Consider the following 14,037-nt stretch of genomic DNA (forward strand, 5'->3'; position numbering starts at 1 on the left):
ACCATGTCGACAAATCGACAGGTGATCCCGGCCGCGACACCCAGATTCGGGCTTGCAGCCCAGGTGAGGGTGGGGGACTCTTCTACAGTGAGTGAGGAAACGATCCAACTCGATCTCAACGAATCCGGGGTGGCCGTCGACCTGCCGCTGCCGACGAACAACCGGGACCAGGTCCAGGGCGTTCCGTACCGGCCGGTCGAATTCCGTGACGATGATCTGCCCACCGCACTCGAACGTGCTGCCGCCTGGTTGCGGCAGACGCAGGAGTGGCTGGGCGAACCCGTGGACGTCATCGCGGTCCACCTGGACTACGACGACACCAAGGGCAACCCGTACTACGACCTCAAGTTGCTGTGCAACGACGAGGACCTGGCGGGTGTGCCGAGGGTCATCCGTGACAAGGAAGGTGCCGCTACCGGGGAGTAGCTTTTACGGCTACTTTCGGAGGCATGTCGGATCTCGTGTACCCCCCGGTGATCGCCGCGGCCAAGCTCATGTTTCGCGTGCTCGACCTGCGGATCACCGTCAAAGGGGCGCACCACGTGCCACGTGAGGGTGGGGCGGTGCTGGCGCTGAACCACGTCAGCTACCTCGACTTCATCTTCGGTGGTTACGGGGCGCTCCCGTCGGGACGCCTCACGCGGTTCATGGCGAAGCACGAGATCTTTGCCAACAAGATCGCAGGCCCGCTCATGCGCGGCATGCACCACATCCCCGTCGACCGGAGCGCGGGTCAGGCCTCCTACCAGCAGGCACTGTCCGCGCTCCGCGACGGTGAGGTCGTCGGGATCTTCCCCGAGGCCACGATCAGCCAGTCGTTCACCGTCAAGGAGATCAAGTCCGGCGCGAACCGGCTGGCGCACGAGGCGGGCGTGCCACTCGTCCCCGCCGCCCTGTGGGGCACGCAGCGGCTGTGGACCAAGGGCCGCAAGAAGGACCTCACGCAGCGGCACGTGCCCGTCACCATCCTGATCGGCGAGCCGTTCGAGGCCTCCGCCGACGACTCCGGCGACGCGCTGCTGCGGCAGCGGATGCAGGAGCTGCTCGACACCGCCCAGCGCGACTACCCCAACGAGCCCGGTGCCTGGTGGGTGCCGCGGCACCTCGGAGGCACCGCGCCGACGCCCGAAGAGGCCGCGCAGCTCGACGCGCGCAGGCCCGGATAAGCCCCCTGACCTGCGGGTGCAAGGTTTCTACAAGCTCGGCCGTGCAGAGTGGGCACCGCACACCGGAAGCGGTGGGGTTGGAACTGGGGGACGCCACCCCGGCCGGTGTGCGAGCTGCGTCGGTGCGATGACCGGACCTGCCCGAGGAGGAAGGTCGCCGCGCCGGCGCAGTCGTTCCACCCGAAAGGCCGCGGCCGGAGCCGGCTCTTGCCCCCCAGGCGCTGCTCCGGTCGCCCTTCCGCGCCGCTAGGCCTCGTCGGCCGCCGCGGGGGCCTCGGCCGGAACGGCGGGCTCAGCCGGAACGGCGGGCTCAGCCGGAACGGCGGCGGGAGGCCGGGACGGCTCGTCGCCCTTCGTGCGCAGCCGCTGCGAGATCACCTGCGAGATGCCGTCACCGCGCATCGAGACGCCGTAGAGCGCGTCCGCGATCTCCATGGTCGGCTTCTGGTGCGTGATGATCAGCAGCTGCGACCGTTCCCGCAGCTGCTCGAACAGGCTGATCAGGCGGTGCAGGTTCGTGTCGTCCAGCGCCGCCTCGACCTCGTCCATCACGTAGAACGGTGAGGGGCGGGCGCGGAAGATGGCCACCAGCATCGCCACGGCGGCCAGTGACTTCTCGCCGCCGGAGAGCAGCGACAGGCGCTTGACCTTCTTGCCGGGCGGGCGGGCCTCCAGCTCGATGCCGGTGGTCAGCATGTCGCCGGGCTCGGTCAGCACCAGCCGGCCCTCGCCGCCGGGGAACAGCACCTTGAAGACGACCTCGAACTCGCGTGCCACGTCCTCGTAGGCCAGCGTGAAGACCTCGAGGATCTTGTCGTCGACCTCCTTCACGACGGTGAGCAGGTCGCGGCGGGTGTCCTTGATGTCCTCCAGCTGCGTGGAGAGGAACTTGTAGCGCTCCTCCAGCGCGGCGAACTCCTCCAGCGCCAGCGGGTTGACCTTGCCCAGCAGCGACAGGTCGCGCTCGGCGCGCTTGGCGCGGCGGGCCTGGGTGTCGCGGTCGTAGGGCATCGGCTGCGGCTCGGAGACCTGCTCGCCGCGTTCCTTCGCGGCCTCGTACTCGGCGACCTCCGCGGCGCTGGCGGGCACCATGACGTCCGGGCCGTACTCGTTGACCAGGTCGTCGAGGCCGATGCCGAAGTCCTCGGCGATCTTGGTCTCCAGCTGCTCGATGCGCAGGCGCTGCTCGGCGCGCAGCACCTCGTCGCGGTGCACGGCGTCGACGAGCTTCTCCAGCTCGCCGGACATCTCACGCACCAGGTTGCGCACCTGGGTCAGCAGCAGCTCGTGCTGGGCCCGGCGTTCCTGGGCCTGGTCGCGTTCACGGGCGGCGCGGGCCAGCGAGACCTCGATGCGTTCCAGCGCCTGCTCACCGCCGCGCACGACGGCCCTCGCGACCACGGCGCCACGGGCCCGGTGGGCGGTGGCACGGGCGTGGCGTTCGCGGGCCTCGCGTTCGGCACGGGCGGCGCGGCGCAGGCCGTCCGCCTTGCCCTGCAGCGCACGCGCGCGTTCCTCGGCGGTGCGCTGCACGAGCCGGGCGTCCATCTCGGCCTGGCGGGCCTGGGCCAGCTCGGCGGCCAACGCGTCGCGCTGGTCGGTGTCCGGCTCGTCGTCGAGGGTCTGCTCCTCCTCGGCCATCAGCAGCCGCTCTTCGAGCTCGCCCAGCTTCAGCAGGGCTTCCTCGCGTGAACGTTCGACCTTCGCGCGCTGCTCGGTGATGCGGTCGACCTCGGCCTGCGCGGACCGCACGGCCGCGGCCATCCGGTTCAGCCGCTCGCCGGAGCGGGCCTGGCGGACCTTGGCCTCCTGCACGGCGTCCTTCACGGCGTCGAGCACCTTGCGGCGGGCCTGCTGCTCGGCACGGGCGCCCTCCAGCGCGGCGGAGGCGTGCTCCAGCGCGCGTTCGGCGGTGCCGAGCTGCTCCTGGGCCTCGTCGACGGCGGCCTGCACCTCGATCACGCTCTGGCCCTGGCCGCCGGAACCACCGACGGCCCAGTCCGCGCCGAAGAGGTCACCGTCACGGGTCACCGCGCGCACGTCCAGCCGTGCCGCCACGTCCAGGTCGTCCACCACGGCGAGGCGGTCCAGCGCGCGGGCCAGTGCCGGGCGCAACGCCTCCGGGGCGTGCACGACGTCGATCGCCCACCGCGCGCCGTGCGGCAGCGGGCCCCACTGCGCGGTGTCCACGGGGGATCCGCCGGAGCCGATCAGCACACCCGCGCGGCCGGCGTCCTTCTCCTTCAACAGCTTCAGCGCGGCCAGCGCGCCCTCGCCGGACGACACCGCCACGGCGTCGGCGATCGGGCCCAGCGCGGCGGCCATCGCCACCTCGTAGCCGGGCTCGACGGTCAGCAGCGCGGCCACGGATCCCAGCAGGCCCGGCACGTCCGATGCGAGCAGCGCACCGGCGCCGTCCTTGCGGGTCAGGCCGAGTGACAGGGCGTCCACACGGGCCCGCCACGACGCGATGTCGCGTTCGGCCGTGCGCTCGGCCTTGACCAGCTCCTCGACGCGCTGCCGTGCGGCGTCGTTGGACTGCACGGCCTGGCGGTGGCGTTCGTCGAGGTCGTGGTCGTCCTCGTCCTCGGTGCCGGTGACCTCGCGGGCCTCGGCCAGTTCCATCGCGGCGTACTCGGCGCGCTCGACGGACTCCGCGAGCGTCACGGACAGCCGTTCGATCTCCTCGGCGGTCGCGTTCGTCTTGCTGCGCAACGCCTCCACCTGACCGGACAGGCGCGCGAGGCCCTCCCGGCGGTCGGCGATCGCGCGCACGGCGGCGATGTGCGCCTTCTCCGCCTGCGAGACCATGCGCTCCAGCTCGGACCGCGTCTCCACGGCCTCGGCGAGTGCGATGCGGGCCTCGGTCACGCCCTCCTGGAGCTCCAGCTCCATGGCGGCGGTCTCCTCGGCCTCGCGTTCGAGGTCGTCGGGGTCACGACCGCGCGAGGGCGCGTCCACGTCCGCGGACAGGTGCCGCGCGCGTTCCGCGGCCAGCCGGACCGTGCCGCGCAGCCGTTCCTCCAGAGCGGACAGCCGGTACCAGGTGTCCTGGGCGGCCTGCAGCTTCGGCGTGTCGGCCGCGACCCGCTCCTCCAGCTCGTTCTGCTGGTACTGCGCCGCCTGCAACGACTTCTCGACCTCGGCGCGGCGCTCGCGGGCCTTCGCCTCGTCGTGCTCCTCCTGGGCGATGGCCTCGCGCTGCGTCACCAGGTCGTCGGCGAGCAGGCGGAGCTTCGAGTCCCGCAGCTCGATCTGCACGACCTGCGCGCGGCGGGCGATCTCGGCCTGCTTGCCCAGCGGCTTGAGCTGGCGGCGCAGCTCGGCGGTGAGGTCGGTCAACCGGGTCAGGTTGGCCTGCATCGCCTCCAGCTTGCGCAGCGCTTTTTCCTTGCGCTTGCGGTGCTTGAGGACACCGGCGGCCTCCTCGACGAACGCGCGCCGTTCCTCCGGTTTGGACTCCAGGATCGCGGCGAGCTGGCCCTGGCCGACGATCACGTGCATCTCGCGGCCGATGCCGGAGTCCGACAGCAGCTCCTGGATGTCCATCAGGCGGCAGGAGCTGCCGTTGATCTCGTACTCGGTGGCGCCCTCGCGGAACATCCGGCGGGTGATCGACACCTCGGTGTACTCGATCGGCAGCACGCCGTCGGAGTTGTCGATCGTCAGCGTCACCTCGGCGCGGCCCAGCGGCGCGCGGCCGGACGTGCCGGCGAAGATGACGTCCTCCATCTTGCCGCCGCGCAGGTCCTTGGCGCCCTGCGTGCCCATGACCCAGCGCAGTGCGTCGAGCACGTTGGACTTGCCGGACCCGTTGGGGCCGACCACACAGGTGATGCCGGGCTCGAAGCGCAGCGTGGTAGCCGAGGCGAAGGACTTGAAGCCCTTCAGCGTCAGGCTCTTGAGATGCACGCCGCGCAGAGTACCCAAACGCTTGCGGCAGCTGCGGGAGGCCGGGCCGACCAGCGGTTCTACGGACGCAGGGTGACCAGCAGGCCGCCCTCGTCGGACACCTCCAGCCGGTCGATCTGGTCGAGCCGGAACGACGTGGAACCCGGAATCCGCTCGTCAGCGGCGTGGTCGGAACCCCACCAGCCGCCGATCTCGCGCTGGCCGCGCCGGTCGAACACGATGACCTTGCAGCGCGCGCCCGGTTTGACGTTGTCCAGCTTGAACCGCATCTCGGTGCCCCAGGTCTTCTGGATCATCGCGACCTCGGCGTCCACCCCGGTCCCCTGGTCCCGCGCGGCCCACGTCGGTGGCGGCGCGGGTTGCAGGAACAGGACGCCGCCGGCGAGCGCGAGAGCGACGAGGACGGCGGCGCAGACCAGGAGCACGCGGCGCCGGTGGCCCCGGTTCTGCCGGGGCGGCTGGGCGGGCATGTCGTCGAGGTGCTCGACGTCGTGCAGGGTCAGCCGGCCGAGCAGGCCCGGCAGCGGGGCGAACCGCAGCAGCTCGGCCCGGCAGGCCTCGCAGCCGGGCAGGTGGCGTTCGAACGCGGACCGCTCCCTCAGGTCGAGCGATCCGAAGAGGTAGGCGCCGACGTCGACGGTGTGCGTGCAGCTCACGCCTCGGTCACCCCTCTCTCCTCCAACGCGTCGCGCAGCGCCCGCAGTGCGTAGAAACAGCGCGACTTGACCGTGCCCGGCGGGACGCCGAGCGTCTTGGCGGCCTCCGCGACCGTGCGGCGCCGGTAGTACAGCTCGATGACGACCGCGCGGTGCTCGGGCGTGAGGGCCCTCAGCGCCGAGGCGATCTGCCACGTTTGCAGGACGTGCTCGACCTGGTCGCTGACCGGTGGCAGGTCCACCGGTTCGAGCGGCACCTCGGTCGCCCGTGCGTTGCGGCGCCGGTACCCGGAGATCACCAGGTTCTTCGCGACCGTGTAGAGCCACGGCGCCGCGTCGTCGGGGTTCAGCTCGTCGTGGTGCCGCCACGCGCGCAGCAGCGTCTCCTGCACGACGTCCTCCGCCTGCTGGTAGTCGCCGTCGACCAGCCGCAGCACGTAGTGCAGCAACGGGCCTCGCCAGCGTTCGTACAGCTGGATGAGGACGTCTTCACCGGAGTCCACGCTTCCCCACTACGCCACTCGGTCCCGAAAGGTTCAACGCCCAGGAGGTTCAACGCCCGGGAGGTTCAACGCTCGACGAAGCCGGTCAGCCCGCCACGCGGCGTGGACCACTGCTCACCCACAGAGTCGACCTTCCCGGGAGTTTCACCCGAACGGAGAGCCTCCAGCAGTTGTTCACATTTCTCCCGTGGCCCCTCCGCGACCACCTCCACGCGGCCGTCCTCCCGGTTCGAAGCACTCCCGACCAGGCCTAGTTCCAGTGCTCGGGCCCGCGTCCACCAGCGAAAACCCACACCCTGCACCCGGCCGCGCACCCATGCGTTCAGTCGTACGTCCACCTCCGAATGGTCGCGCAGTGACCGAAGGTGACCGAAGACGCACTCGGGGGTTATCACCCATTAGTGGTACGGTCCCCAGCCGTGAGTGCCCGCAGCCTCTTACTCGGCCTGCTGATCGGTGCAACCGGCGTCGGCGGTCTCGCCTTCAGCGGTACCTCCCCTCTCGGCATCAGCTTCAACACCGCCGCGCAGCAGGAGAGCACCGGTTCGGCGAACCAGTTCGGATCGGGCAGCGTCGCCGCACCGGGCAGGCAGACCGTCGAAGGCACGCCGGTGCCGGGCACCGCCACCCCGCCGTCGTCCTCCTCCGCTCCCGCCACGTCCTCGACGACGGCGACGCCTTCTTCCTCCTCTTCTTCGTCCGCGGCTCCCACCACCACGACCACGACGACGTCCGAGGCGCCCAAGCCGGCGGACCCGCCGAAGCCGCCGGCCGGGGACAAGACGCCGGAGCAGGCCGTGCTCGCCCTCGTGAACGACGCGCGCGCCGCCAAGGGCTGCAAGGCGGTCGTGATCGACGACCGCATCACCACCGCGGCGCAGGCGCACAGCACCGACATGGCGAGCCGCAAGTACTTCAGCCACGACACCCCCGAGGGCGTGGACTTCGCCGAGCGCATGAAGGCGGCCGGCTACCCGAAGCCCGGCGGCGAGAACATCGCGCAGGGCTACCGCACTCCCGAGCAGGTCATGCAGGGGTGGATGAACTCGTCCGGCCACCGGGCGAACATCGAGAACTGCAAGTTCACGACCATGGGCGTCGGCGTCGACACCCGCGGTTTCTACTGGACGCAGGACTTCGGCTACTGACGGCTGATGACGGCCACTGACGGTTCGAGCAGGGGAAACTTCGTGTACGAGAGTCCGGAACCCAGCGCGCGTTCGCGCTTCCGCGGTGCGCCGCAGATCGTCCTCGCCGCCTCCGGCGTGGTGCTGGCCACCGTCTTCGCCGCAGTCGCCTCGCTGGCCGCCGGCTCGGACTCGGCCTCAGAGGCGCCCACGCAGCAGCAGCCGCGCAAGGAGGCCGTGCGCGACGCGCTGAGCATCGTGCCGACCTCGGCGCCCACCTCGTCCTCGGTGGAGGTGACCACGACGACGTCCGAGACGACCACGTCGGCCACCACGACCACGACGAAGCGGCCGACGCGGGTCACCACGATCACGCGCCCGGACGGCACCACGACCACGGTGACGACCGAGGAGCCGCCGCCGGTGGTCACGAACCCGACGACGACCACGAGCTCGTCCACGTCGAAGCCCGCCGACCCGACGTCGGTGACCACCACGACCACCGCGGCGACGAGCACGAGTCCAACGACTCCGCCTGCTTAGGGTTACGCCCGTCACCACGACGTGACGCAGAGCTACACGAAGGTGTGGCTCTGCTGAGGTCGTGGTGCGTTTCCGCCGATAACTCGAACGCAAAGCCATCCAACCGGGTTTCCCACGAGGAGATGGGTGTGTTCGAGGAAGATCATCCGCAGTCACCCGATGCACCGGCCACGCCGGGCAAGAAGCGCGTCGGCTCGGCGGTCGTGCTCGCCGCCGGCGGTGTCGTCGTGGCCACGCTGTTCGCCACCGTCGCCGCCATGCTCGCCGCCTCCGGCCAGGAGGCCGCCCCGGAGCGCGCGTCGGCCGACGTCGTGCAGACGATCACCTCGGTGGCCCCGGACGGCAGCACCAGCACCGTCGTCGTCACGGTCCCCGCGGCGGCCAAGGCCTCCGGCAAGGCCGGTTCCGACCGCAAGCAGGCCGCCCGTCCAGGCGAGCAGCCCCCTTCGCACGACCCGGCCGTGCCACCGCAGGTGACGACGAACCCGGACGCGCCGGGCGAGACGCACAGCAACCCGCCGACGTCGTGGACCGAGCCGGCCACGTCGACCTCCTCGGCCGGGTCGTCCACGGCGACCACGCCACCGGTCCCGCCGTCGTCGGGCACCAGCAGCTCGCCGGTGCCGCCGAAGCCGTAGGTCCTAGGGTTCGAACCGGTAGCCCATGCCGGCTTCGGTCAGCAGGTGGCGCGGCCGTGCGGGCTCCGGTTCGAGCTTGCGGCGCAGCTGGGCGAGGTAGACCCGCAGGTAGTGCGTCTCCTTCTCGTACGCGGGTCCCCAGACGTCGCGCAGCAGCTGTTTCTGCGCCACCAGCTTGCCCGTGTTGCGCGCCAGCACCTCCAGCAGTCCCCACTCGGTGGGCGTGAGGTGCACCTCCGCGCCGTCCTTCAGCACCCGCTTGGCCGCCAGGTCCACGGTGAACGACGCCGTCCGCACGACGGGCTCGTCCTCGGGCCCGGTGGCGGCGCAGCGGCGGACGGCGGCGCGCAGCCGGGCCAGCAGCTCGTCCATGCCGAACGGTTTCGTCACGTAGTCGTCGGCACCGGCGTCCAGCGCGTCGACCTTGTCGCGGGAGTCGGTGCGGGCGGAGAGCACGATGATCGGCAACGTCGTCCAGCCGCGCAGGCCCGCGATGACGTCGGTGCCGTCCATGTCGGGCAGGCCCAGGTCGAGGACCACGACGTCGGGCCTGCCGTCGGCGGCCAGCCGCAGCGCCGTCGCGCCGTCGGGCGCGGTGAGCACCTCGTAGCCGCGTGCGGCGAGGTTGATCCGCAGCGCGCGCACGATCTGCGGCTCGTCGTCGACGACCAGCACCTTCGTCACAGCTGTCCCTCCTGCGCCGGCAGCGAGATCACGACGGTGAGGCCGCCGCCGGGCGTGTCCTCCACGGTGATCGTGCCCGCCATGGCCTCGGTGAAGCCCTTCGCCACGCTCAGACCGAGACCGACACCACCCGGCGTGCGGTCGCCGAGGCGCTGGAACGGGGCGAACACCGCCTCCGCCGACCCGCTGGGCAGGCCGCGGCCGTGGTCGACGACCCGCAGCTCCACCTCGCTGCCGTGGGCACTGGCCCGCACGGCCACGGCACCGGCGTACCGCAGCGCGTTGCCGACGACGTTCGCGATCACCCGTTCGAGCAGTCCGACATCCGCGCGCACCGGCGGCAGCGACTCGGGGACGTCGACCTCGATGTCACCGCTCAGGCCCCGCAACGCCAGCGCGACGGCCTCGTAGTAGCCGACCGCGCGGAACTGCGGTTCGACGGCGCCGGTCGCGAGCCGCGAGGAGTCGAGCAGGTTGTCGACGAGCCCGGTGAGCCGGTCCGCCGACTCCTCCACGGTCTCCAGCAGCTCGGCCGTGTCCTGCGCCGACAGCGTCAGCTCCGGGTCGCGCAACGCCCCCACGGACGCCTTGATCGAGGTCAGCGGGGTGCGCAGGTCGTGACCGACGGCGGAGAGCAACGCGGTGCGCAGCTCGGTCCGCGAGGCCTGACGCTGGGCCTCCGCAGCCTGGTCCGCGACCCGTTGCTGGCGCAGCGCCAGCAGGGCCTGGCCCGCGGCCGCCTCCAGCACCCGCCGGTCGGACGCCCGCAACGACCGCCCGCGTGCTGCCAGGTGCACGTCCGGTGTGACCGCGACGTCGATCTCGGCGTCGTCGGGCTCGTCCGGCGGGTTGGCGCCCACGGCCGCCACGCGCTGCCACCGGCCCTCGCCGCGTTCGAGCATCGCGACCGACGCCAGCCCGAAGTTCTCGCGCACCTTTTCGAGCAGTCGCGCGACCGGATATGGGTCCGTGAGCACGGTGCGCGCGTACGAGGCGAGGAGCGTGGCCTCGGTACGAGCGCGCGCGGCCTGGGTGGCGCGGCGGGCGGCGGAGTCCACCACCAGCGCGGTCGACACGCCCACGATGATCATCGCGAAGAAGGTGAGCACGTTCTGCTGCGCGTCGATCGTGAACGTGTAGACGGGCTCGGTGAAGTAGAAGTTCAGCAGCAACGCGCTGACCAGCGCCGCCGTGACCGCAGGACCGAGCCCGCCGACGATCGCGACGACCAGGGTGACCAGCAGGTACGCGATGACGTTCGTGGAGAAGTTCACGCCCTCCCGCAGCGTGGCGCCCACCGCCGTGACCACCGCGGGCCCCGCCACGGCCAGGAACCAGCCCCACGCGAGCCGGCTCGGCCGGAGCGGACTGGCGGCGAACCGCGCGCGCCGGCCACCGCCGCTCGCCGGGTGCGTGACCATGTGGACGTCGATAGCGCCGGACTCCTGCACGACCGTCGACCCGATCCCGGCGGAGAACGCGCGCGCGAGCCGCGACCGGCGCGAGGTGCCGACCACCAGCTGGGTGGCGTTCACCCCGCGCGAGAACTCCATCAGCGCGGTCGGCACGTCGTCGCCGACGACGGTGTGGAACGTGGCCCCGACGTCCTCGGTTAGCTTGCGGTACTTCTGCAACGAGTGCGGATCGGCGCCCGCGAGGCCATCACCGCGTAGGACGTGCACGACGAGGAGGTCGCCACCCGCGCGCGTGGCGATGCGGCGCGCGCGACGGATGAGCGTCTCGCTCTCCTGGCCGCCGGTGATGGCGACGACGACACGTTCGCGGGTCTCCCACGTGTCGGTGATCTGCTGTTCGGCGCGATAGCGCAGCAGTGCGACGTCGACCTGGTCCGCGACCCACAGCAGCGCGAGCTCCCGCAACGCCGTGAGGTTCCCGACGCGGAAGTAGTTGCCGAGCGCGGCGTCGATCTTCGCGGCCGCGTAGACGTCGCCGTGCGCGAGCCTGCGCCGCAAAGCCTCCGGCGTGAGGTCGACCAGCTGGGTCTGTTCCGCTTTGCGCACGACCTCGTCCGGGACGGTTTCCTGCTGCGGTACGCCCGTTATGCGATGAACGACGTCATTGAGTGATTCGAGGTGTTGCACGTTCACGGTGGAGAGCACATCAATGCCGGCGTCGAGCAGTTCTTCGACATCTTGCCACCGTTTTGCATTACGGGAGCCCGGCACGTTCGTGTGGGCGAGCTCGTCCACGACGGCGACCTCGGGCGCACGGGCCAGCACGGCGTCCACGTCCATCTCGGTGAGCTCGACACCGCGGTGCGTGCTGTGCCGGCGCGGCACGGTTTCCAGCCCCGCGACCAGTCCGGCGGTCTTCGCGCGGCCGTGCGTCTCCACGAACCCGACGACCACGTCCGTGCCGCGTTCCCTGCGGCGATGCGCCTCGCCGAGCATCGCGAACGTCTTGCCGACACCGGGAGCGGCACCGAGGTAGATGCGGAGCTCGCCACGCCTGGGTTTCGCACTCACGAAGCCAGTCTGCCCCCGAGCCCGCACCGGCCGTTCGGGGGTACGCATTGCGCCACCCGGCCACCGGACCGTTCGTTCGCCGATGTTCGTCACATGTTCTGTCCCGCCGGATTCATGCCCGCGCACGCCGACCGTTCGAGTGAAGCGAACTGCGCTTTTTACGCCGTTTACCAGCACATTCATGTGTTCCGGACGCGGCCTGTGACACCTCCGGTCACCACAACGGCCGAATGGGTTATCGGCAGTTGGCGGATAGCGCGCGGAGCGTGAATGAGGGAAAGTGCCAGGGTTCGTGTCCGAATTCGGACAATCACATGCGCGCGGAGAAACGATGCCCACCACCGTCACCAACCACGAGGCACTTCAACTCGTGGTGGCCGTGCACCGGCTGGTGCGAAGTCTTCGACAGGCCGCTCCGGCCCGTCGTCTGCAACCCACCCAGTTATTGGTGCTGTCAGAACTGAGCACCCACGGCCCTATGCGGATCGGCGAGATCGCGGTGCGCGCACTCTGTTCGCAACCGACCGCCACAACGGTCGTGACCAGCCTGGAGTCCACCGGGCTGGTGCGCAGGGAGCCCGACGCGGCCGATGGCAGAGCCACGATTGTCGTGCTCACCGAAGTCGGTCGCGACACGATCCTGTCGCTTGCTCACGGCGAAGCCGAACTATTGAGTGAAAGAATGTCCGAACTTTCGCCGGAAGACCGCGAACTCCTGCGGGCGGCCATGCCCGTATTGCGCCACCTGGCCGAACCGCAGGAAAACAAGTAGGAGCGGGACCCCCCGACGGGTCCCGCTCCCGGATTACTTGCTCGGTGACACAGAAGTGGGTGTCACCGAGTTCGAGGGTGCGCCACTGGAAGGCGGTGGCGCGCTCGAACCCGTCACACTCGGCGCTGATGACGGAGTGTCCGCACTCGGTGTCACGGTGTAACAGACACCGTTTTCGTAGTCGATCTTCGGGCGGGGATACTGGTTCGCCGGAATCATCGGCTCGTCACCGCGGTTGCTGCAGCCGTAGTGCCGGTCGGCCGCGTTGATGGGCTGCCCGTCCTCGTCGTACAGCAGCACGTTGGTGAGCAGCTTGCCGTTCTCGTCGCGGACGTAGATGTTCTCGTACTCGCGCACCACCGGGCTCGAGTACGACTGCCGCGCCGCGTTGCCGAACCGCAGCTGGTCGGACGCCACGTCGACCACCGAGAACAGCACGCCGACCGCCAGTGCGCTGACCGGCAGGCTGAACCACAGCCACCGGCGGTCGACCTTGGACCGCGGCGCCGCGAACACCGACACCACGGCGACAGCCGCCACGGCGAGGAACCCGAGCAGGTCGCGACCGGCCAGCAGCACGGCCGCCAGACCGAGCAGACCGGCCCGCACCAGCCACCACGCGGGCTGCAGCGACCGCAGGTACGTCAGCGCGCGTTCAGCCGGCGTGCCCTCCTGCGGCGTCAGCCACTCCTTGACCTTGATCGTCTCGCGCAGGTTCATCACCTCGGTCTGCGCGGGACCGCGGTCCTGCACCAGCGCGAGGCTCAGCACGGCGATCACCGCGGGCAGCAGCAGGATCGCCGGCTCGCGCAACGCCGTGACGCCCGCGAGCAGCGTGATCCCCGTGGCGATCGCGAGCCCCCACGCCGCCGCACGCGGCCGCGTCAGCAGCGGCTGCTTCGCCGTCACCGGCAGCCGTTCGGTCCGCGGCGGGTACCCGGCCGCCTGGCGCAGCTCCTGCGCGTACTGCTCGGGCGAACCCAGCCGCTGCTCCAGCGTCTCGTCCTCGCCCAGTTCGGTCGACAGCTCCGCGACGTGCGCCTCGACGTCCTCCATGATCTCGGCGACCTCGTGCGGAGGCAGGTCGTCGAGCGCCGCCCGCATCCCGGCCACGTAGTGCTCGACACCGAGTGCCTGCGTGTTCATGCGACCTCCCCGAGCAAGCCGTCCAGCGTGCTCGCGAACGACCGCCACGTGTCCCTCGACTCGGCCAGGCGCAGCCGTCCCGGCTCGTTGATGCTGTAGTACTTGCGGTGCGGGCCCTCTTCGCTCGGCACCACGTACGAGGTCAACATCCCCGCGTTGTAGAGCCGTCGCAGCGTGCCGTACACCGACGCGTCCCCCACGTCGTTCAATCCCCCGGCGCGCAGTCTGCGCACCACGTCGTAGCCGTACCCGTCGTCCTTGCGCAGCACCGCAAGCACGGCGAGGTCCAGCACCCCCTTGAGCAGTTGACTGGTGTCCATGGCCCCTCCGACCCGCTGTTGCGCCGTGGACACTACTACGCATCGCGCAGTACTGTCCAACCCGTTGGTCCGGCGGCGCGAAAC

At 70.7% G+C, this 14,037-nt stretch carries 14 protein-coding genes; 5 read left to right on the top strand and 9 right to left on the bottom strand.

The annotated features are described in order from the left end of the window. Positions 1-87 precede the first annotated feature (87 nt). Both ADL03_RS29770 and ADL03_RS29775 read left to right on the top strand, forming a co-directional pair. Positions 88-426: a hypothetical protein gene (locus tag ADL03_RS29770; protein ID WP_053736894.1), complete on the top strand. Its 339-nt coding sequence runs from the start codon at positions 88-90 to the stop codon at positions 424-426. 23 nt (positions 427-449) lie between these two features. Continuing rightward, positions 450-1,166, top strand: a complete 717-nt coding sequence (locus ADL03_RS29775) for a 1-acyl-sn-glycerol-3-phosphate acyltransferase (RefSeq protein WP_053736895.1) — start codon at positions 450-452, stop codon at positions 1,164-1,166. A gap of 246 nt (positions 1,167-1,412) precedes the next feature. Here the strand turns inward: ADL03_RS29775 and smc are convergent, their stop codons facing one another. The 4 genes from smc to ADL03_RS45915 form a co-directional block, all read right to left on the bottom strand. Then, on the bottom strand, positions 1,413-5,078 hold the full coding sequence (smc, locus tag ADL03_RS29780) for a chromosome segregation protein SMC (RefSeq protein WP_053736896.1): 3,666 nt from the start codon (positions 5,076-5,078) through the stop codon (positions 1,413-1,415). A 59-nt stretch (positions 5,079-5,137) separates the two neighbouring features. Next, positions 5,138-5,734: an anti-sigma factor gene (locus tag ADL03_RS29785; RefSeq protein WP_053736897.1), complete on the bottom strand. Its 597-nt coding sequence runs from the start codon at positions 5,732-5,734 to the stop codon at positions 5,138-5,140. Further along, positions 5,731-6,237 (bottom strand): sigma-70 family RNA polymerase sigma factor, encoded by a 507-nt coding sequence (locus tag ADL03_RS29790; RefSeq protein WP_053736898.1) that lies wholly within the window; start codon positions 6,235-6,237, stop codon positions 5,731-5,733. Before ADL03_RS29790 ends, ADL03_RS29785 begins: the two co-directional genes overlap by 4 nt. Before the next feature lie 65 nt (positions 6,238-6,302). Then, positions 6,303-6,593, bottom strand: coding sequence for an acylphosphatase (locus tag ADL03_RS45915; protein ID WP_082373595.1), 291 nt, complete (start codon positions 6,591-6,593; stop codon positions 6,303-6,305). A gap of 63 nt (positions 6,594-6,656) precedes the next feature. Between ADL03_RS45915 and ADL03_RS29795 the strand changes: the two genes are divergently transcribed. Continuing rightward, a complete protein-coding gene (locus ADL03_RS29795) occupies positions 6,657-7,385 on the top strand; it encodes a CAP domain-containing protein (protein WP_053736899.1) in 729 nt (242 codons plus the stop codon). Here the strand turns inward: ADL03_RS29795 and ADL03_RS29800 are convergent. Further along, positions 7,379-7,882, bottom strand: a complete 504-nt coding sequence (locus tag ADL03_RS29800) for a hypothetical protein (RefSeq protein WP_053736900.1) — start codon at positions 7,880-7,882, stop codon at positions 7,379-7,381. The two genes, ADL03_RS29795 and ADL03_RS29800, sit on opposite strands and share 7 nt — an antisense overlap. Positions 7,883-8,035: 153 nt before the next feature. Here ADL03_RS29800 and ADL03_RS29805 point away from each other — a divergent pair, with 153 nt between their 5' ends. Then, entirely contained in the window at positions 8,036-8,545 is a 510-nt protein-coding gene (locus ADL03_RS29805; protein WP_157529461.1) for a hypothetical protein, read from the top strand. Positions 8,546-8,548: 3 nt separating this feature from the next. Here ADL03_RS29805 and ADL03_RS29810 read toward each other — a convergent pair whose 3' ends face one another. Both ADL03_RS29810 and ADL03_RS29815 read right to left on the bottom strand, forming a co-directional pair. After that, entirely contained in the window at positions 8,549-9,229 is a 681-nt protein-coding gene (locus tag ADL03_RS29810; RefSeq protein ID WP_053736902.1) for a response regulator, read from the bottom strand. Continuing rightward, positions 9,226-11,763, bottom strand: coding sequence for a DUF4118 domain-containing protein (locus tag ADL03_RS29815; RefSeq protein WP_082373596.1), 2,538 nt, complete (start codon positions 11,761-11,763; stop codon positions 9,226-9,228). Before ADL03_RS29815 ends, ADL03_RS29810 begins: the two co-directional genes overlap by 4 nt. A gap of 283 nt (positions 11,764-12,046) precedes the next feature. On the opposite strand from ADL03_RS29815, the gene ADL03_RS29820 reads away from it, so the two are divergent. Continuing rightward, positions 12,047-12,487: a MarR family winged helix-turn-helix transcriptional regulator gene (locus ADL03_RS29820; protein WP_053736904.1), complete on the top strand. Its 441-nt coding sequence runs from the start codon at positions 12,047-12,049 to the stop codon at positions 12,485-12,487. Positions 12,488-12,520: 33 nt separating this feature from the next. On the opposite strand, the gene ADL03_RS29825 is transcribed toward ADL03_RS29820, so the two are convergent. Together ADL03_RS29825 and ADL03_RS29830 are read right to left on the bottom strand one after the other, a co-directional pair. Continuing rightward, positions 12,521-13,633 carry a DUF1700 domain-containing protein gene (locus ADL03_RS29825; protein ID WP_053736905.1) on the bottom strand — a complete coding sequence of 371 codons (1,113 nt, stop codon included), beginning with the start codon at positions 13,631-13,633 and terminating at the stop codon, positions 12,521-12,523. After that, positions 13,630-13,953, bottom strand: coding sequence for a PadR family transcriptional regulator (locus tag ADL03_RS29830; protein WP_053736906.1), 324 nt, complete (start codon positions 13,951-13,953; stop codon positions 13,630-13,632). Before ADL03_RS29830 ends, ADL03_RS29825 begins: the two co-directional genes overlap by 4 nt. Between the last annotated feature and the right edge of the window lie 84 nt (positions 13,954-14,037).

This window comes from Nocardia sp. NRRL S-836 (assembly GCF_001279525.1).
Classification (GTDB): domain Bacteria; phylum Actinomycetota; class Actinomycetes; order Mycobacteriales; family Pseudonocardiaceae; genus Lentzea.

What these genes read in the sequence shown, in the direction of transcription:
- ADL03_RS29820 (WP_053736904.1), top strand. Translation starts at nt 12,047, where the DNA reads ATGCCCACCACCGTCACCAACCACGAGGCACTTCAACTCGTGGTGGCC.
- ADL03_RS29775 (WP_053736895.1), top strand. Translation starts at nt 450, where the DNA reads ATGTCGGATCTCGTGTACCCCCCGGTGATCGCCGCGGCCAAGCTCATG.
- ADL03_RS29830 (WP_053736906.1), bottom strand. Translation starts at nt 13,953, where the DNA reads ATGGACACCAGTCAACTGCTCAAGGGGGTGCTGGACCTCGCCGTGCTT.
- ADL03_RS29815 (WP_082373596.1), bottom strand. Translation starts at nt 11,763, where the DNA reads ATGCGTACCCCCGAACGGCCGGTGCGGGCTCGGGGGCAGACTGGCTTC.
- ADL03_RS29825 (WP_053736905.1), bottom strand. Translation starts at nt 13,633, where the DNA reads ATGAACACGCAGGCACTCGGTGTCGAGCACTACGTGGCCGGGATGCGG.